At 60.8% G+C, this 16,870-nt stretch carries 19 protein-coding genes and 1 pseudogene; 12 read left to right on the forward strand and 8 right to left on the reverse strand.

Annotated features, from left to right (window positions below; translation table 11 throughout):
- Positions 1-1,376: LLM class flavin-dependent oxidoreductase (locus GPL81_RS15400; protein ID WP_160107515.1), on the reverse strand; the 1,376-nt coding region annotated here is incomplete at its 3' end.
- Between the two features lie 162 nt (positions 1,377-1,538).
- On the reverse strand, positions 1,539-2,102 hold the full coding sequence (locus tag GPL81_RS15405; RefSeq protein WP_160107448.1) for a helix-turn-helix domain-containing protein: 564 nt from the start codon (positions 2,100-2,102) through the stop codon (positions 1,539-1,541).
- Here GPL81_RS15405 and GPL81_RS15410 point away from each other — a divergent pair.
- From GPL81_RS15410 to GPL81_RS15440, 7 genes are all read left to right on the forward strand, one after another.
- Positions 2,097-3,122 (forward strand): DMT family transporter, encoded by a 1,026-nt coding sequence (locus tag GPL81_RS15410; protein ID WP_160107449.1) that lies wholly within the window; start codon positions 2,097-2,099, stop codon positions 3,120-3,122. The genes GPL81_RS15405 and GPL81_RS15410 overlap by 6 nt on opposite strands.
- 270 nt (positions 3,123-3,392) lie before the next feature.
- On the forward strand, positions 3,393-6,311 hold the full coding sequence (locus GPL81_RS15415; protein ID WP_160107450.1) for a monovalent cation/H+ antiporter subunit A: 2,919 nt from the start codon (positions 3,393-3,395) through the stop codon (positions 6,309-6,311).
- Positions 6,311-6,655 carry a Na+/H+ antiporter subunit C gene (locus GPL81_RS15420; protein ID WP_007986256.1) on the forward strand — a complete coding sequence of 115 codons (345 nt, stop codon included), beginning with the start codon at positions 6,311-6,313 and terminating at the stop codon, positions 6,653-6,655. The genes GPL81_RS15415 and GPL81_RS15420 overlap by 1 nt, the downstream gene beginning before the upstream one ends.
- Positions 6,652-8,331, forward strand: coding sequence for a monovalent cation/H+ antiporter subunit D (locus GPL81_RS15425; protein ID WP_160107451.1), 1,680 nt, complete (start codon positions 6,652-6,654; stop codon positions 8,329-8,331). The genes GPL81_RS15420 and GPL81_RS15425 overlap by 4 nt, the downstream gene beginning before the upstream one ends.
- Positions 8,328-8,816, forward strand: coding sequence for a Na+/H+ antiporter subunit E (locus tag GPL81_RS15430; RefSeq protein ID WP_160107452.1), 489 nt, complete (start codon positions 8,328-8,330; stop codon positions 8,814-8,816). The genes GPL81_RS15425 and GPL81_RS15430 overlap by 4 nt, the downstream gene beginning before the upstream one ends.
- Entirely contained in the window at positions 8,813-9,091 is a 279-nt protein-coding gene (locus tag GPL81_RS15435) for a K+/H+ antiporter subunit F (RefSeq protein ID WP_160107453.1), read from the forward strand. The genes GPL81_RS15430 and GPL81_RS15435 overlap by 4 nt, the downstream gene beginning before the upstream one ends.
- Positions 9,088-9,450: a Na+/H+ antiporter subunit G gene (locus GPL81_RS15440; protein WP_160107454.1), complete on the forward strand. Its 363-nt coding sequence runs from the start codon at positions 9,088-9,090 to the stop codon at positions 9,448-9,450. Before GPL81_RS15435 ends, GPL81_RS15440 begins: the two co-directional genes overlap by 4 nt.
- A gap of 134 nt (positions 9,451-9,584) precedes the next feature.
- Here the strand turns inward: GPL81_RS15440 and GPL81_RS15445 are convergent, their stop codons facing one another.
- Positions 9,585-10,022: a DUF3995 domain-containing protein gene (locus tag GPL81_RS15445; RefSeq protein WP_160107455.1), complete on the reverse strand. Its 438-nt coding sequence runs from the start codon at positions 10,020-10,022 to the stop codon at positions 9,585-9,587.
- A gap of 95 nt (positions 10,023-10,117) precedes the next feature.
- Here GPL81_RS15445 and GPL81_RS15450 point away from each other — a divergent pair, with 95 nt between their 5' ends.
- Positions 10,118-10,504: a DUF2946 domain-containing protein gene (locus tag GPL81_RS15450; protein WP_160107456.1), complete on the forward strand. Its 387-nt coding sequence runs from the start codon at positions 10,118-10,120 to the stop codon at positions 10,502-10,504.
- 89 nt (positions 10,505-10,593) lie between these two features.
- Positions 10,594-12,741 carry a TonB-dependent receptor gene (locus GPL81_RS15455; RefSeq protein WP_160107457.1) on the forward strand — a complete coding sequence of 716 codons (2,148 nt, stop codon included), beginning with the start codon at positions 10,594-10,596 and terminating at the stop codon, positions 12,739-12,741.
- Between the two features lie 79 nt (positions 12,742-12,820).
- Here the strand turns inward: GPL81_RS15455 and GPL81_RS15460 are convergent, their stop codons facing one another.
- The 3 genes from GPL81_RS15460 to GPL81_RS15470 form a co-directional block, all read right to left on the reverse strand.
- The gene (locus tag GPL81_RS15460) at positions 12,821-13,837 is read right to left on the reverse strand and encodes an ABC transporter substrate-binding protein (RefSeq protein ID WP_160107458.1); all 1,017 of its coding nucleotides are present in this window, start codon (positions 13,835-13,837) and stop codon (positions 12,821-12,823) included.
- A gap of 118 nt (positions 13,838-13,955) precedes the next feature.
- Entirely contained in the window at positions 13,956-14,159 is a 204-nt protein-coding gene (locus GPL81_RS15465; protein WP_160107459.1) for a hypothetical protein, read from the reverse strand.
- Positions 14,159-14,629 (reverse strand): hypothetical protein, encoded by a 471-nt coding sequence (locus tag GPL81_RS15470; RefSeq protein ID WP_096510261.1) that lies wholly within the window; start codon positions 14,627-14,629, stop codon positions 14,159-14,161. Before GPL81_RS15470 ends, GPL81_RS15465 begins: the two co-directional genes overlap by 1 nt.
- A gap of 411 nt (positions 14,630-15,040) precedes the next feature.
- Between GPL81_RS15470 and GPL81_RS15475 the strand changes: the two genes are divergently transcribed.
- The 3 genes from GPL81_RS15475 to GPL81_RS15485 all read left to right on the forward strand — a co-directional run bounded on the left by GPL81_RS15475 (position 15,041) and on the right by GPL81_RS15485 (position 16,042).
- Entirely contained in the window at positions 15,041-15,277 is a 237-nt protein-coding gene (locus tag GPL81_RS15475) for a hypothetical protein (RefSeq protein ID WP_160107516.1), read from the forward strand.
- A gap of 161 nt (positions 15,278-15,438) precedes the next feature.
- Positions 15,439-15,669: a hypothetical protein gene (locus GPL81_RS15480; RefSeq protein WP_096510260.1), complete on the forward strand. Its 231-nt coding sequence runs from the start codon at positions 15,439-15,441 to the stop codon at positions 15,667-15,669.
- Positions 15,670-15,802: 133 nt separating this feature from the next.
- A complete protein-coding gene (locus GPL81_RS15485; protein WP_160107460.1) occupies positions 15,803-16,042 on the forward strand; it encodes a DUF2789 domain-containing protein in 240 nt (79 codons plus the stop codon).
- Between the two features lie 8 nt (positions 16,043-16,050).
- Here GPL81_RS15485 and GPL81_RS15490 read toward each other — a convergent pair whose 3' ends face one another.
- Positions 16,051-16,254, reverse strand: coding sequence for a hypothetical protein (locus GPL81_RS15490; protein WP_160107461.1), 204 nt, complete (start codon positions 16,252-16,254; stop codon positions 16,051-16,053).
- A gap of 387 nt (positions 16,255-16,641) precedes the next feature.
- Positions 16,642-16,870 (reverse strand): annotated as a pseudogene (locus GPL81_RS31455) (hypothetical protein); the annotation flags it as partial.

Raw genomic sequence — 16,870 nt, forward strand, 5'->3', positions numbered from 1 at the left:
CGCCGCAATTCCGCCAGATCGCGATAGCCACTGCCCGGATGTACCTGCGGCAATCGCGGTCCCTCCCCGAACAACTTCTCGCGCAAAGTCCCCGGAGCATATTCGGTCTTGTACACCCCACGCTTCTGCAACTCCGGAACCAGCAGTTCCACAGCATCGATAAAGGTTTCGTGGGTCAGTGCGTAAGCCAGGTTGAAGCCGTCCACATCGGTGTCCTCGACCCACTCCTGCAGCAGGTCGGCGACGGTTTCCGGGCTGCCGACAAACAGCGGGCCAAAGCCGCCGATGCCCACCCAGTCCGCCAGTTCGTTGGGCGTCCAGACCTTGTTCGGATCCGCCGTGGAAAACGCCTCGACCGCCGACTGAATGGCATTGGTGTGCACATGCTTGAGCGGTTCATCCGGTTTGAACTGGCTGAAATCGATCCCGGTCCATCCCGAAATCAACGCCATGGCGCCTTCATAGCTGACCCAGGTTTTGTATTCCTCGAACTTGGCCCTGGCCTTGGCGTCGGTCTCGCCGAGGATCACCGTTTGCAGGTTGAAGATCAGGACCTTCGACGGATCGCGCCCGGCTTCGGCGGCGCGACGGCGGATGTCAGCGACGGTTTTCTTCAGCAGCACCTTCGATGGCGCAGCGACGAACACGCACTCGGCATGTTTGGCGGCGAACTGCTTGCCGCGACTCGATGCACCGGCCTGATAGAGCACCGGTGTGCGTTGCGGCGACGGCTCGCACAGGTGAATGCCCGGCACCTGGAAATGCTTGCCGACGTGCCGGATCTCGTGGATTTTGGTCGGGTCGCTGAACACCCGGCGCTCACGGTCGCGCAGGATCGCGCCCTCTTCCCAACTGCCTTCCCACAGCTTGTAGCAAACCTCCAGGTATTCCTCGGCGAAGTCGTAGCGGGCATCGTGTTCGGTCTGGGCTTTCTGTCCGAGGTTCTTCGCGCCGCTCTCCAGATACGACGTGACGATGTTCCAGCCGGCGCGGCCCTTGGTCAGGTGATCGAGGGTCGACAGGCGCCGGGCGAACGGGTACGGATGCTCGAACGACAGCGACGCAGTCAGGCCAAAACCCAGGTGCTCGGTAACCAGTGCCATCGGCGGGATCAATTGCAGGGGATCATTGACCGGCACCTGCGCCGCCTGGCGAATCGCCGCATCACCATTGCCGTTGTAGACGTCGTAAATGCCCAGCACATCGGCGATGAACAAACCGTCGAACTTGCCACGCTCGAGGATCTTCGCCAGATCGGTCCAGTATTCGAGGTCCTTGTATTGCCACGAGCGATCCCGCGGGTGCGCCCACAGCCCCGGTGACTGGTGGCCGACGCAGTTCATGTCAAAAGCGTTGAGACGAATTTCACGGGCCATCAAACGGCACTCCGTAGCGGGGGGAAAGGAATTCCCTGAGCTTTTGCAGGAGTCGTGCCTGAAATTAAATTCGTTATTTTTCAATATGTTAACGAATAATCAGAGAAACACTTACAGCTTCAGAAACACAAAATGTTTATCCCGTGTTGATGGGCCAACAGTTCAGATCACTACGTTGCGCACAAACCGCACCGCCACCGGCCCATCGTTGCGATAGGAATGGGGCTGGTTGCTGGCGAACATGAAGAACTCGCCGGCGCTGATACGGTGCGGCACGTCACCCACCATGACGGTCAGGCAACCTTCGAAGACGTAAAACTGTTCGCTCCAGCCATCGGCATCCGGCTCCGACGGGTAATGCTCGCCCGGTTCGAGGCGCCATTCCCACAGTTCGACTTCACGGCTGGCGTTGGCCTTGGCCAGCAACACGGCTTTGCTGCCGGGGATCGTCCCGGCCCAGGCCAGTTCGTTAATGCGGCTATGGTCACGCACGTCAGGGGCCTGGATCAGGTCGCTGAACGCCACGTCCAAAGCCTCAGCCACGCGATCGAGGGTGGTCAGGCTGACGTTCTTTTCGCCGGCCTCGATGGCCACCAGCATGCGCCGGCTGACACCCGATTTTTCCGCCAGGGCGGTCTGGCTCATGTCCGCGGCATGGCGCAAGCGGCGAACGTTCTGGCTGACGTGCTGCAGGACTGAAGCCCGTTGGGTGGAATCTTTGTGCACTATATTGCTCACTTAGTGGTGTTGCGCAGTATACTGCCCAACTTCCGGCGCATTGTGCGTCCCCCTCAAATAGTGTGCAAGATCATGACGTCGGTGAACTCCTCCCAGGCTACCTCCCGTTTCCTGCGGCTCAGCAAGGCTGAGTGCGTGCTGGTGCTGATTACCATGGTCTGGGGCGGGACCTTTTTGCTGGTACAGCATGCGATGACCGTCAGCGGACCGATGTTCTTCGTCGGCCTGCGCTTTGCCGCCGCCGCGTGTCTTGTCGCCCTGTTCTCCTGGCGCAGCCTGCGGGAACTGACCCTGTTCGAGCTCAAGGCCGGGGCCTTTATCGGCGTGGCGATCATGCTGGGCTACGGTTTGCAGACGGTGGGCCTGCAAAGCATTCCCAGCAGCCAGTCGGCGTTCATCACCGCGTTGTACGTACCCTTCGTGCCGTTGCTGCAATGGCTGGTGCTGGGGCGTCGCCCGGGATTGATGCCGAGCATCGGGATCATGCTGGCGTTTACCGGGTTGATGCTGTTGTCGGGGCCCTCCGGCGCGGCGTTGAATTTCAGCCCCGGTGAAATCGCCACCCTGATCAGTGCCATCGCCATTGCCGCGGAGATCATCCTGATCAGCAACTTCGCCGGGCAAGTCGATGTGAAGCGGGTGACCGTGGTGCAACTGGCGGTCACTTCGCTGCTATCGTTCCTGATGGTGGTGCCGACCCAGGAACGCATTCCGGATTTTTCCTGGCTGTTGCTGTGCAGCGCCCTGGGGCTGGGCGCGGCGAGTGCGGCGATTCAGGTGGCCATGAACTGGGCGCAGAAAAGTGTTTCACCAACCCGCGCCACCTTGATTTATGCCGGTGAGCCAGTGTGGGCCGGGATTGTCGGGCGGATCGCCGGGGAGCGCTTGCCGGCGATTGCATTGCTGGGGGCCGGGTTGATTGTGGCGGCGGTGATTGTCAGTGAGTTGAAGACCAAGGGTAAAACTGCTGCGGCTGAAGAGGCGTTGGAGCGGGAAACCGAGGGTTAAGTCGGAGCATTTCTGGTGTCAGGTCGGACGCCATCGCGGGCAAGCCTTGCTCCCACAGGTTTTGTGTCGTTCACAAGAAATGCAATCAACACAAACCTGTGGGAGCAAGGCTTGCCCGCGATGGGGCCGGACCTGCTGAACACAATCCCTTGAAACAATGTTAAACAGGCTTTTTCCGTCTACCTTGTAGGATTCTGCGACAGCTTGGCGTTTGGTGATCCGGGAGCTGGCACGTATGATGCTTCACAAACTTCCGCAGATTAGAAGCCTATGTCCTTGATAGTTCTACTGCTTCTGCCTTTCATAGGCAGCTGTCTGGCAGCGGTGCTGCCACACAACGCGCGTAACACCGAATCGCTGCTGGCTGGCCTGGTTGCCCTGATCGGCACCGTCCAGGTCGCCCTCCTGTACCCGCAAATCGCCCATGGCGGCGTCATTCGTGAAGAATTCTTCTGGCTGCCGAGCCTGGGCCTGAACTTCGTCCTGCGCATGGACGGTTTCGCCTGGCTGTTCTCGATGCTGGTGCTGGGCATCGGCACCCTGGTTTCGCTATACGCCCGTTACTACATGTCGCCGGACGATCCGGTGCCACGCTTCTTCGCGTTTTTCCTGGCGTTCATGGGCGCCATGCTCGGGCTGGTGATCTCCGGCAACCTGATCCAGATCGTGTTTTTCTGGGAGCTGACCAGCCTCTTCTCGTTCCTGCTGATCGGCTACTGGCACCACCGCGCCGATGCGCGGCGCGGCGCGTACATGGCGCTGATGGTCACGGGGGCCGGTGGTTTGTGCCTGCTGGCGGGGGTTATGTTGCTTGGCCATGTGGTCGGCAGCTATGACCTGGACAAGGTCCTGGCCGCCGGCGATCTGATTCGTGCACATGCCCTCTACCCCATCCTGTTGCCCCTGATCCTGATTGGCGCCCTGAGCAAAAGCGCGCAATTCCCCTTCCACTTCTGGCTGCCCCACGCCATGGCGGCACCGACACCTGTCTCGGCCTATTTGCACTCGGCGACCATGGTCAAGGCCGGGGTATTCCTGCTGGCGCGCCTGTGGCCGTCGCTGTCCGGCAGCGAAGAATGGTTCTACATCGTCAGCGGCGCCGGGGCTTGCACCCTGTTGCTCGGTGCGTACTGCGCGATGTTCCAGAACGACCTCAAAGGCCTGCTGGCCTACTCGACCATCAGTCACCTGGGCCTGATCACCCTGCTGCTGGGCCTGAACAGCCCGCTGGCGGCCGTGGCGGCGGTGTTCCACATCCTCAACCACGCCACGTTCAAGGCCTCGCTGTTCATGGCCGCCGGGATCATCGACCACGAAAGCGGCACCCGGGACATCCGCCGGCTCAATGGCCTGTTCAAGCTGATTCCGTTTACCGCCACCCTGGCCATGGTCGCCAGCGCCTCCATGGCCGGCGTGCCATTGTTAAACGGCTTCCTGTCGAAAGAGATGTTCTTCGCCGAAACCGTGTTCATCAACGCCACGGCCTGGATCGAAACGACCCTGCCAATCGTCGCGACCATCGCCGGGACGTTCAGTGTCGCCTACTCCCTGCGCTTTACCGTGGACGTGTTCTTCGGCCCCACCGCCACCGACCTGCCCCACACGCCGCACGAACCACCGCGCTGGATGCGTGCACCGGTCGAGTTGCTGGTGTTCACCTGCCTGGTGGTCGGGATCTTCCCGGCGCAAGTGGTCGGCCCGTTGCTTGCCGCGGCCGCGCTGCCGGTGGTGGGTGGCACGCTGCCGGAGTACAGCCTGGCGATCTGGCACGGCATGAATGCGCCGATGATTATGAGCCTGATCGCCATGTCCGGCGGCATCGTGCTGTACCTGTTGCTGCGCAAGCAGCTCAAGCGCGGGCGCTTCCACTACCCGCCGCTGATTGGCCGGTTCAACGGCAAGCGCCTGTTCGAACGCGTCCTGGTGATCAAGATGCGCCTGGCCCGTCGCCTGGAACGGCGGATCAGCACCCGGCGCCTGCAAACCCAACTGTTTTTGATGGTGCTCGCCGCCGTGCTGGCCGGGCTGATCCCGATGCTGCACAGCAGCCTGCACTGGGGCGACCGGCCGAAGATTGCGGGGTCGATCGTGTTCGTCATCCTGTGGCTGCTGGCGATTGCCTGTGCGCTGGGCGCCGCGTATCAAGCCAAGTATCACCGACTCGCCGCCCTGACCATGGTCAGCGTCTGCGGCCTGATGACCTGCGTGACCTTCGTCTGGTTCTCGGCGCCGGACCTGGCCTTGACGCAACTGGTGGTCGAAGTGGTGACCACGGTGCTGATCCTGCTGGGCCTGCGCTGGCTGCCACGGCGGATCGAAGAGGTTTCGCCGTTGCCGAGCAGCCTGCGCAGGGCGCGCATCCGGCGGATCCGCGACTTGCTGCTGTCGACCGTGGTCGGCGGCGGTATGGCATTGCTGGCCTACGCGATGCTGACCCGGCAGACGCCGAACGATATTTCCTCGTTCTACTTGAGCCGCGCCCTGCCCGAGGGCGGCGGCAGCAACGTGGTCAACGTGATGCTGGTGGACTTCCGTGGTTTCGACACCCTCGGCGAAATCACCGTACTGGTGGCGGTGGCGTTGACCGTGTTCGCCCTGTTGCGTCGTTTCCGCCCGCCGAAAGAAAGCCTGCAATTGCCCGCCCAGCAGCGCTTGCTCGCGCCCGACGTGGTCACCGACCTGGTCAACCCGCGTCATGCCAGCGACACCGCGCTCGGCTTCATGATGGTCCCGGCAGTGCTGGTGCGCCTGCTGTTGCCGATTGCCTTCGTGGTGTCGTTCTACCTGTTCATGCGCGGGCACAACCTGCCGGGCGGCGGTTTTGTCGCGGGGCTGGTGATGTCGGTGGCGTTCATCCTGCAATACATGGTGGCAGGCACCCAGTGGGTCGAGGCGCAGATGAGCCTGCGGCCATTGCGCTGGATGAGCACCGGCCTGTTGTTCGCCACGGTCACCGGTCTCGGTGCGATGGCGGTCGGCTATCCGTTCCTGACCACCCACACCTGGCATCTCGACCTGCCGTTGCTGGGCGACATTCACCTGGCCAGCGCATTGTTCTTCGACATTGGCGTGTACGCGGTGGTGGTCGGTTCGACACTGCTGATCCTCACCGCCCTCGCCCACCAATCGGTGCGGGGTCACAAGACCGCCGCCCAACCCAAACCCGCCGCCATCAAGGAGGCCGTCTGATGGAAGAAGTCATCGCAATCGCCATCGGCGTCCTGGCCGCGTCCGGCGTCTGGCTGATCCTGCGGCCACGGACGTTCCAGGTGGTCATGGGCCTGTGCCTGCTGTCCTATGGCGTCAACCTGTTCATCTTCAGCATGGGCAGCCTGTTCATCGGCAAGGAGCCGATCATCAAGGACGGCGTGCCGCAGGATCTGCTGCATTACACCGACCCGCTGCCCCAGGCGCTGGTCTTGACCGCGATCGTCATCAGCTTCGCCATGACCGCGTTGTTCCTGGTGGTCTTGCTGGCCTCCCGGGGCCTGACCGGCACCGACCATGTGGACGGCCGGGAGCCCAAAGAATGAACCCGATGACGCACCTGATCGCGGCACCGATCCTGCTGCCGTTGCTGACCGCCGCCATCATGCTGATGCTCGGCGAAAAGCACCGGCCGCTCAAAGCAAAAATCAACCTGTTCTCCAGCCTGCTGGGGCTGGGCATCTCCCTTTTGCTGCTGCAATGGACGCAGACCACCGGCGTGCCCGGCTCCATCGGCGTGTACCTGCCGGGCAACTGGCAAGTGCCGTTCGGCCTGGTGCTGGTGGTCGATCGCCTGTCGGCGCTGATGCTGGTGCTGACCGGAATCATCGGCGTCAGCGCCCTGTTGTTCGCCATGGCGCGCTGGGACAGCGCCGGTTCGAGCTTCCATGCGCTGTTCCAGATCCAGTTGATGGGCCTGTACGGCGCGTTCCTCACCGCCGACCTGTTCAATCTGTTCGTGTTCTTCGAAGTGCTGCTAGCCGCGTCCTATGGCTTGATGCTGCACGGTTCGGGCCGCGCGCGGGTGTCGTCGGGGCTGCATTACATCTCGATCAACCTGCTGGCCTCGACCTTGTTCCTGATCGGTGCGGCGCTGATCTACGGCGTCACCGGCACCTTGAACATGGCTGACCTGGCGCTGAAAATCCCGTTGGTGCCGCAGGCCGACTGCGGGCTGCTGCACGCCGGCGCGGGGATTCTCGCGGTAGCGTTCCTGGCCAAGGCCGGGATGTGGCCGCTGAACTTCTGGCTGGTGCCGGCGTATTCGTCGGCGAGCGCACCGGTGGCGGCGATGTTCGCGATCATGACCAAGGTCGGTGTCTATACCTTCCTGCGCCTGTGGACCCTGCTGTTCTCCGGTCAGGCTGGGGCATCGGCGTATTTCGGCGGCGACTGGCTGATCTACGGCGGCCTGTTGACCATCGCCTGCGCGGCGGTGGCGATCCTCGCCGCGCAACGCCTGGAGCGCATGGCCAGTTTGAGCATTCTGGTGTCGGCGGGGATTCTCTTGTCGGCCATCGGTTTCGCCCAACCCAACCTGATCGGTGCGGCGCTGTTTTATCTGGTCAGCTCGACCCTGGCCTTGAGTGCGCTGTTCCTGCTGGCCGAGTTGATCGAGCGTTCGCGCTCTGCCAGTGAGATCCCGCTGGAAGATGAAAACGAAATGCTGCCACGACCACTGGAGTCGTCGGCGCCGGTCAAGGGCATCAACCTCGACGACGATCAGAAAGCCGTGGTCGGCCAGGTGATTCCCTGGACCATGGCGTTTCTCGGCCTGAGCTTCATTGCCTGCACATTGCTGATCGTTGGCATGCCGCCGCTTTCCGGTTTCATCGGTAAACTCGGCCTGCTCAGTGCCCTCCTCAATCCGCTGGGCCTGGGCCATGAAGCACCGATCTCGAACGGAGCGTGGGGTTTGCTCGCCTTGCTGATCCTCTCCGGCCTGGCATCGCTTGTGGCTTTTTCGCGCCTGGGCATCAAGCGTTTCTGGACGCCGGCAGAACGACCATCGCCGGTGCTGCGACGCCTGGAATGCGTGCCGATCTTCGCCCTGCTGGCCTTGAGCATCGCGCTGACCTTCAAGGCCGAACCGTTGCTGCGCTACACCCAGGCCGCCGCCGATGCCTTGAACAATCCGCAGCAGTACGTGATGGCTGTGCTCGGCACCCGTGCCGTGCCAAGTCCTGAAGCCAAGGCTGCGATGCTGGAGGTGCAACCATGAAGCGCCTGTTTCCCGCGCCGTGGCTGTCGCTGGCCCTGTGGATGCTGTGGCTGCTGCTGAACCTGTCGATGAGCCCCGGCAACCTGCTGTTGGGGGCCGCACTGGGTTTCTGTGCGCCGTTGATGATGCGCAAGTTGCGTCCGCTGCCGATCCGCATTCGCCGGCCGGGTGTGATCCTGCGCCTGTTCCTGGTGGTCGGTCGTGATGTGCTGGTGTCCAACGTCGCCGTGGCCTGGGGCGTGCTCAACGCCGGCCGCCGCCCGCCGCGCTCGCGGTTCATCAAGGTGCCGCTGGACCTGCGCGATGCCAATGGCCTGGCGACGCTGTCGATGATCTGCACGGTAGTGCCCGGCACGGTCTGGTCCGAGTTGGCGCTGGACCGCAGCATTCTGTTGCTGCACGTCTTCGATCTGGAGGACGAAGCGCCGTTCATTGAGCACTTCAAGGCGACATACGAGCGCCCGTTGATGGAGATATTCGAATGAGCGCCTTGCTCTCGAACGCGATCCTGCTGAGCCTGTTCCTGTTTTCCGTGGCGATGGTCCTGACCCTGATCCGTCTGTTCAAGGGCCCGTCGGCCCAGGACCGGGTACTGGCGCTGGACTACCTGTACATCATCGCCATGCTGATGATGCTGGCGCTGGGCATTCGCTATGCCAGTGACACCTACTTCGAGGCGGCGCTGCTGATCGCCCTGTTCGGTTTCGTCGGCTCGTTTGCCCTGGCGAAATTCCTCCTGCGCGGCGAGGTGATCGAATGAATGCCGAATTGTCCTTGTGGGTGGAAATCCCGGTGGCGATCCTGCTGGTGCTCGGCAGCCTGTTTGCGCTGATCGGCGCCATCGGCCTGGTGCGGATGAAAGAGTATTTCCAGCGCATGCACCCACCAGCCCTGGCTTCGACCTTGGGTGCCTGGTGTGTGGCGCTGGCGTCGATCATCTACTTTTCCGCACTCAAGTCCGCGCCGGTGTTGCACGCGTGGCTGATTCCGATTTTGCTGGCGATCACCGTGCCGGTGACGACGTTGCTGCTGGCGCGGGCGGCGCTGTTTCGCAAGCGCATGGCCGGAGATGATGTGCCGGCGGAGGTCAGCAGTCGCCGTACCGAACCGGGCATTTGAATTCGGAATTTGTATTGATCGGGCCGCCCCCATCGCGGGCAAGCCTTGCTCCCACAGTTTTACGTCGTTCTTGCCTGACGGTACGGCGCGATCCTGTGGGAGCAAGGCTTGCCCGCGATGCTTTTTGCAGCACCTCAAACCCACGCCACCGCCAATAACCCGGCCCCCAACACCACACATAACGGCGAGTACACCCAGGTATCCCACCGGGCAAACCGTGAATCCTTGACCTCCTTGAAAAACCCCACCAGCTCCGAATCCCCGATCGCCCGGGCGAAGAGCAATATCGCAATCGCGCTGATCACCCATTGCAGCGCTTTGTGTTCCACCTGCGGCAGGCACCAGCCAACCCGCAAACATACCAACAGGGCAATAACAGACAAGGCCGCGGCCACCAGCAGCGTGACCCAGCCTCGCGGCTCGAAGGCTGGCTGCAATCGCACACCGCCCTCCACCGGTATTTGCGGCACGGCCGCCACCGCCGCCCATTCACCACCCAACGCCCAATAAACGTGCACCAAACTGATCGCTGCAAATATCGTCACCAGCCATTGAGCCAACGCAAAGGTCATGGTTGAAGATCCTTGAAAGAGATTGGGTCAGAATCATCCTAGTCGGCATTTTTTGACGTGCACGACCGGTCGGCGGAGGAGTAAAGTGCCGCCCCATGAAATTCTCCCGCACCGATCGCTCACTGCTGGCCTGGACGCTCTACTGCTGCGTTCTGCTCAATGTGTTCGCCTGCAGCATCGGTCACGGGCAAATGGTCGGAATGCAGCTCAATGGCATCGGCGGCCAGTTTTGTGCGGTCGACCCGGGCACCCAGGCACCGGTCTCGACCAACCCTTCCCAGGAACAATTGCCGACGCTGTCCAAGGCGTTCGGCTGCCCGCTGTGCTCCACCGGTGGTATGGGGCCCGCGCTCAACTCCAGCCTGACCCTGGCGATCCTTCCCGAACAACACAGCCCACCACTGGCGCCGATCGCCAGTGCCGACCTCCCTGCCCGTTTCACCTGGCCCTCAGCCAATCCGCGCGCGCCACCGCTCGCCTGAATCTCTTTGCCTCTACCGATCAGCCCACTTCGCCAACGCGAGGCGTTTGCGTGTGCGCTGTTTGCTTGCCAAGAATTCAGGATTCATCGATGACACGTTTTTCTGTAGTGACCCGCCCTTTGCTGGTAAGCCTGTTCGGCTGCCTGTCCGTGACCGCTTGGGCACAATCCACGGTCGATCTCGCACCGATCACCATTGATGGCGAACAAGACGCCGAACCCGGCCTGAACCTGGACCAGTCCAGCGGCATGGCCTCGCGCCTGGGCTTGAGTGTGCGGGATACCCCGGCTTCGGTGGCCATCGCCAACCGCAACGACATTGAGCGCCACGGCGCACAGAACTTCCAGGACGCCGCCAACACCCTGCCCGGCGTCAACGCCAGTGCACCGCCGGGGTTCGGTGGCTTCGTCTCGTATCGGGGCTTCACCAGCAGCCAGATCACCCAGATGTTCAACGGCGTAAACGTGTCCGGCGGACTGGCGCGGCCAGTGGACTCATGGATTTATGATCGGGTGGAACTGGTCGGCGGCCCGTCATCGCTGATCAATGGCGCCGGCTCCGTGGGGGGTTCGCTGAATTACGTGACCAAACTGGCGACCCGTGAAGAGCAGGCGCTGGAAGGCCGGGTCAGCTACGGCACCTACGACACCACCGAAACCGCCTTCGGTCTCAATCACGCTTTGAGCGAAGCCAGCTCAGACGTGCAGCACTATGCGCGCCTCGACGTCAGCCACAACACCGGCAACGGCTATATCGACCGCCAGGAACGCGATGCCTGGAGCGTGGCGTTCTCGCTGCTCAGCGACCTGACGCCGGACCTGTCCCACACCCTGGCCCTGGAATACCAGGACGAGCACGAAGACAGTCCCTACTGGGGCACCCCGGTACTCAATCCCAAGGCTGGGGAACTGAAAATCGACAAACACAATCGCTTCAACAACTACAACGTCGAGGACGGCCGTTACGAACAACGGACGATCTGGGTGCGCTCGATCATCGACTACCGGATCAACGACAGCACCACCCTGCGCAACATGCTTTACCACCTCGACAGCCAGCGCGATTACCGCAACCTCGAAACCTACCAGTACAACGCGGACAACACGGCAGTGAACCGCTCCACGGCGTATCAGGTGCGGCATCAGGGCGAGCAGAACGGCAACCAGTTCGAACTGCGCCACGACAACACCCTGCTGGGGCTGACGACCACCTGGTCCGGCGGTTTCGAGTACAAGGTGAACCAGACCACCAACTCGCCCTTGAACGTCAAAGGCGCCAGCAGCGTGGATCCGAATAACTATGAACCGGGGCACTTCTACGATATTCCGGGTACGCGACAGGGTTTCGTCAGCGACAAGACCAACGAGGTCACCACCAAGGCCCTGTTCGTCGAGAATCGCCTGGCACTCACCGAAAAACTGTCGTTGCTCACCGGCCTGCGCTATGACGACATCGACCTGGACGTGACCAACCATCGCGTCGTGACCACCAGCAATCCCCGACACCTCAAGCGCAGCTGGGAGCCGGTGACCGGGCGGGTCGGTCTGACTTATCAGATCCTGCCTTCGGCGAACGTCTACGCGCAATACAGCACGGCTGCCGAGCAACCCAATGGCACGCAAGACTTCGACGTGTCCACCGGCAAGCAGTGGGAGGTCGGCAGCAAGTTCGATTATCTGGACGGTCGCGGCGCGGTGACGGTGGCGGCCTATACGATCGAGCGCAAGGACTTTGCGGTGACCGATCCGTTGGACCCGACCCTGAGCATTCCAGTAGGCCAGCAAACGTCCAAAGGCATCGAAGTGGCCAGTTCGCTGCGGATCACCGACAAGCTGTTGGCCGAAGGCAACTTCGCCTGGGTCGATGCCCGGTACGACGAATTCACCGAAAAGAACGCCGCTGGCCAAGTGGTTTCACGCCAGGGCAACACACCGACCAACGTGCCGGATCGCGTCGGCAATCTGTGGCTGACCTATGATTTCGCGCCGCAATGGCAGGGAGGTGTAGATGCACGTTACGTGGCGTCGGTGTTTGCCGACAGCGCCAACACCATGACCGTTCCGTCGTACACGCTGTACGGCTCGTTTCTCAGTTACAAGGTTGATCGGCTTACCACCATCACGGGGCGAGTCCGGAACCTGACCAACGAGGTGTATGCCGAGTTCGCCCATGTGTCGCCGGCTTATTATTTGGGTACGCCGCGAACTTTTGAGCTGGCGGTGCAGACTCGGTTCTAAAAGCTTCGCGAGCAGGCTCGCTCCCACAGGGGATTTGTGAACGCCACAGATCCAATGTGGGAGCATCAGCCTCACCGCATCATTTCAACTCGGCAGACACCTTGTCCGCCACATCCTTGGGCACCCAGGCCTTCCACACATCCGGATGCTTCTTCATGAAATCCTCTGCCGCCTGACGCGGCGCGGTGTGTTTTTCGCTCATCTCGGCCAACGCCTTGTTCAACGGGTCGATGGGAAAATCAACCTTGGTGAAGAACTCGGCAATCTGCGGGTACTGCTTCTGGAATGGCGACGACACGCCAATGGACAGCTTCGAAGGCAGCGACCGGGTAGGTTTCGGGTTCGGGTTGTCGGCGTCGGTCAGGGTTTTCCAGGCTTCGGCATCAAACGGCGGCTCTTCCAGCTGAATCAGTTTGAAGCGACCGAGCAATGGCGTCGGTGACCAATAATAGAACAGCACCGGTTTGCCCCGGCGGATCGACGAACTGATCTCGGCGTCCAGTGCCGCCCCCGAACCGCTGCGGAAATTCACGTAGCTGTCGTCCAGCCCATAAGCCTTGAGCTTCTGCTTGTTGACCACTTCCGAGGTCCAGCCGATGGGACTGTTGAGGAAGCGCCCCTTGTTCGGTGCCTCCGGATCCTTGAACACGTCCTTGTATTTGGGCAGATCGCTGACACTGCGCAGGTCCGGCGCCATGGGCTTGATTCCCTTGGCCGAGTCGCCCTTGATCACGTACTCCGGCACCCACCAGCCTTCGGTGGCGCCCTTGACCGTGTCGCCGAGACTGGCGACCTTGCCTTCGGCCTCGGCCTTGACCCACACCGGACTGCGCCCGGCCCACTCTTCGCCAATGACCTGAATGTCATTGTTGGCCAGAGCGGTTTCCAGGGTGATGGTGGTGCCCGGCAGCGTGTCGGTCGGCAGGCCATAGCCCTTTTCGACAATGATCCGCAGGATATCGGTGATCAGGCTGCCGCTTTCCCAGTTCAGGTCGGCGAAATGGATCGGCGCCTGGGCGGCCAGCACCGGAACGGGTGACGCCAACAATCCGCAAGTGGCCAGGACAGCGGCCAACAACCCTCGAAAACCTTTCATGCTTTTGCACCTCGTGCTGTTCACAGCAATCGCAGGATGGCCTGGCAGAAGACCGCAAAGCCTCTGAACATTCAGTCATCTGACTGTAGTAGAGGTTCCTGCTTTCGAGGGGATCGGACTAATTTTCGGAAACGTCCTGCAAATGCATCAGCTCTCGCCTGACCATGCTGGCGTATTCCGCCGGGCGCAGCGCGTAGAGCTGTGACGCCACCCAGTTCAACCAGGCTCCGCGCAGAACCGTTTTCTGCTCGAACAAACGCCGTGCTTCGACCTGGGCGCTGGCCTGGTTCTGTTGGTGGAAATCGGCGCGGGTGAGGCTCATTACTCGCTCGCCTTGAACGTCACCAGTTCGCCCTTGCGCCACTTGGCGGCCTTGGCGGTGACGGCTTTGAGCGTCTTGGTCAGGCCTTCCTGCAACTGCTGGTGGGCCGCAAACACCGTCACCGCGCTGTGGCCTTCCTTGAACACGATGGCCTCGCCGTCGGCGGTGGTCACAAAGGCGTAGTCACCCAGGCCGTAGACCGTCAGTTTGATTTCGCGGAATTTGATTTCCAGCTTGCCGCCTTCGCGACTGGGCAGGACCGAGGCGCTGAAATGGTCACCGACCTTGAGTTTGAGCCCCGGCTTGTCATCCACCACCAGCGCCGATTCGGTGTCGATCTCGGCGACGTAGATGCCTTCGGCGTTCTGTTCGGTGATGTAAACGAAACGTGACTGAAACTGTTTAACCAGCTTTGCGCGCAAATCACCCAGCACGAACAAAGCATGCATATCGAGATTACTTACTGCCAAGGAACCATCCCCACATCTGAAAATGATGCTGCACGCATAAAAAAACGTACAGCCGAAAAAAGCGGCAATGCCGACGGTGTAACCAGATAAACCCGGGTCGAGATCCTGATGGGCAGATCGCTCATCTATCCCGAGGCTTGAGCAGACTACTGGACGCCGCTCGCCTCGTCCTGACTGGCATTCGTCAAAGGTTGAAGGAAAACGCCCTTTGTACGGCTAGAGAAATACGGACTATCGACTTCAGGGAAAAAACTCTTAAAAAAAAGCACTTTTCTGACATATCGCCAGCCGAAAATTGCTTTAGATAAACATCGATCACCCACCAGTGAGGGTGATTCTAGAGCAGCCATGCTCACCGAGACTACCCATACCGACGTGCATACGTCGGTAAAACAACGAAAAGGACTTCCCATGTGCACGCTGACACACTTCGCCCATACCCTGACACCTCCATCAATTCCACGTCCGGAGGTGTTGCAACACGCCGAGCTTCAGTTCCACGTCCCCATTCTTCCGAGGTTTCAGGTGATCCTGGCCGGCAATGCGTTCTTCCATATCAAGGAAACGTCCACGGGGCATGTAAGAGGTTTCCGCACCGATCATAACGAAGCCTGCGCCCTCGCCCGTTCGCTCGAGTCACGCATTTGACACAAGGTGCCTCTTCATTCTTAGAGACGTTTCGTCATGCCGGCGACTTAACTCAGCCGCCGGCCCGCAACTGCTGCCATACTGCCCGACCAATCAATTGCGTCCCGCCACGGTGGGGCGTCGTTGAACACAACAATATATTTTCAGGGGAAGGCAGCAACGTGACGGAATTTGATATCGGCGAATTTTTTATCCGGGGCGAAGCCAGAGAGGTCGATGGCGAGTTCCAGGCCGTGATTGTCATGCGCGCCAAGCCACCGCTGAAAACCGTAACTTACCACCAGGTCGAGAAAGACCGCTGGTTCAAGTCCACGGAGACCGCCGCCCTCGCCGCCCTGGAGTCTGCGAAGGAACTCAAGGCGGCCGTCGATGCCGGCGCCTTGAAGGCCTGAGGGTCGGGTTTGCGGTCTATGCTCACTTCTGCGTTTGAATATTGATTTCGAACTCCTGAAGCACGGCCCCCTCAGAAGTACGGGAGCCGTCATTCAGGCTTCAAACTCGATTCACCCCTGCCAGGAGATGAACATGGAATCACCGACCCACGATTTGAAAGGTTTGTTCGATCAGCTCGGCCTGGACTCCACTCAGAACGCTATCGACGATTTCATTGCCAGCCATTCACCGCTGCCTGACAACAAGAAACTCATCGATGCCGAGTTCTGGACCCCGCAACAGTCAGGTTTCCTGAAAGAACAGTTGCGTGAAGACGCCGACTGGGCGCGGGTGGTCGATGACCTGAACCTGCGCATGCACCAGGTACACTGACCAGAGGCTCAATGCAGGCTGTCCGGGATGTCGGCGTTCAATTGCGCCAACCAGGCAGCCTTGCACTCCTGCGCTTCTTCGCGACTGGAGAATACCGTACCCCGGCGTTCGCCGTTCAACAGCACCACCCAGCACACGTTCTGGCCCAAGGCTCGCAAACTGGCGGGCACACCGCTGCCGATCATCACCGCGACATCTACTTTGGTTTGCATGTTGCCCCCTCAACTCCGTTAGCTACCTAACAATGTAGGTATGGTAATGAGTCGAGCCGTGCGCAAACAATAACGACTTTGTAGAGCTTCGTTGCCGAAGTTGTAACAATCCGCGGTTTCTGGATTGGGTGAATATCCATTTTTTAGGTGATGGCTACTGGCGGTTTCGCTCTTACAGCGAGTCACTTGGAAAAACGGAACGCCGCCCGGCCCTAAGTAACCAAGGGCTCTTGCCCCNNCACTGCGCAGAACCTGCGCTCAGCCTCTCGATGGGGCAAGAAGATCGAAAGCCAAAGCGAGGCGGCCTGACAGCCGACCTGGCTTTTGCTGATGTACCAAATCCCTGTGGGAGCGAGCCTGCTCGCGAAGGCGGCATGACATCCGAAATCAATGTTGGCTGACACACCGCTTTCGCGAGCAGGCTCGCTCCCACAGGTCCGTGTGTTTTTTCACCACTTTGAGTAAGCGCCGAACTTGCTTTTGCTCTGCTTTGGCTTTGGCTTTGGCTTTGGCTTTGGCTTTTGATCTTGATCTGCCCCATCGAGAGGCCGAGCGCAGGTTTTGCGCAGTGGGCACCTCGGCAGGGATGCCGAGGTAGCCGCGCCCGGCCATGGAT

This window comes from Pseudomonas izuensis (assembly GCF_009861505.1).
GTDB classification, from domain to species: domain Bacteria; phylum Pseudomonadota; class Gammaproteobacteria; order Pseudomonadales; family Pseudomonadaceae; genus Aquipseudomonas; species Aquipseudomonas izuensis.

What these genes read in the sequence shown, in the direction of transcription:
- GPL81_RS15485 (WP_160107460.1), top strand. Translation starts at nt 15,803, where the DNA reads ATGGAATCACCGACCCACGATTTGAAAGGTTTGTTCGATCAGCTCGGC.
- GPL81_RS15425 (WP_160107451.1), top strand. Translation starts at nt 6,652, where the DNA reads ATGAACCCGATGACGCACCTGATCGCGGCACCGATCCTGCTGCCGTTG.
- GPL81_RS15415 (WP_160107450.1), top strand. Translation starts at nt 3,393, where the DNA reads ATGTCCTTGATAGTTCTACTGCTTCTGCCTTTCATAGGCAGCTGTCTG.
- GPL81_RS15445 (WP_160107455.1), bottom strand. Translation starts at nt 10,022, where the DNA reads ATGACCTTTGCGTTGGCTCAATGGCTGGTGACGATATTTGCAGCGATC.
- GPL81_RS15440 (WP_160107454.1), top strand. Translation starts at nt 9,088, where the DNA reads ATGAATGCCGAATTGTCCTTGTGGGTGGAAATCCCGGTGGCGATCCTG.
- GPL81_RS15475 (WP_160107516.1), top strand. Translation starts at nt 15,041, where the DNA reads ATGTGCACGCTGACACACTTCGCCCATACCCTGACACCTCCATCAATT.
- GPL81_RS15460 (WP_160107458.1), bottom strand. Translation starts at nt 13,837, where the DNA reads ATGAAAGGTTTTCGAGGGTTGTTGGCCGCTGTCCTGGCCACTTGCGGA.
- GPL81_RS15450 (WP_160107456.1), top strand. Translation starts at nt 10,118, where the DNA reads ATGAAATTCTCCCGCACCGATCGCTCACTGCTGGCCTGGACGCTCTAC.
- GPL81_RS15435 (WP_160107453.1), top strand. Translation starts at nt 8,813, where the DNA reads ATGAGCGCCTTGCTCTCGAACGCGATCCTGCTGAGCCTGTTCCTGTTT.
- GPL81_RS15490 (WP_160107461.1), bottom strand. Translation starts at nt 16,254, where the DNA reads ATGCAAACCAAAGTAGATGTCGCGGTGATGATCGGCAGCGGTGTGCCC.
- GPL81_RS15455 (WP_160107457.1), top strand. Translation starts at nt 10,594, where the DNA reads ATGACACGTTTTTCTGTAGTGACCCGCCCTTTGCTGGTAAGCCTGTTC.
- GPL81_RS15430 (WP_160107452.1), top strand. Translation starts at nt 8,328, where the DNA reads ATGAAGCGCCTGTTTCCCGCGCCGTGGCTGTCGCTGGCCCTGTGGATG.
- GPL81_RS15465 (WP_160107459.1), bottom strand. Translation starts at nt 14,159, where the DNA reads ATGAGCCTCACCCGCGCCGATTTCCACCAACAGAACCAGGCCAGCGCC.
- GPL81_RS15420 (WP_007986256.1), top strand. Translation starts at nt 6,311, where the DNA reads ATGGAAGAAGTCATCGCAATCGCCATCGGCGTCCTGGCCGCGTCCGGC.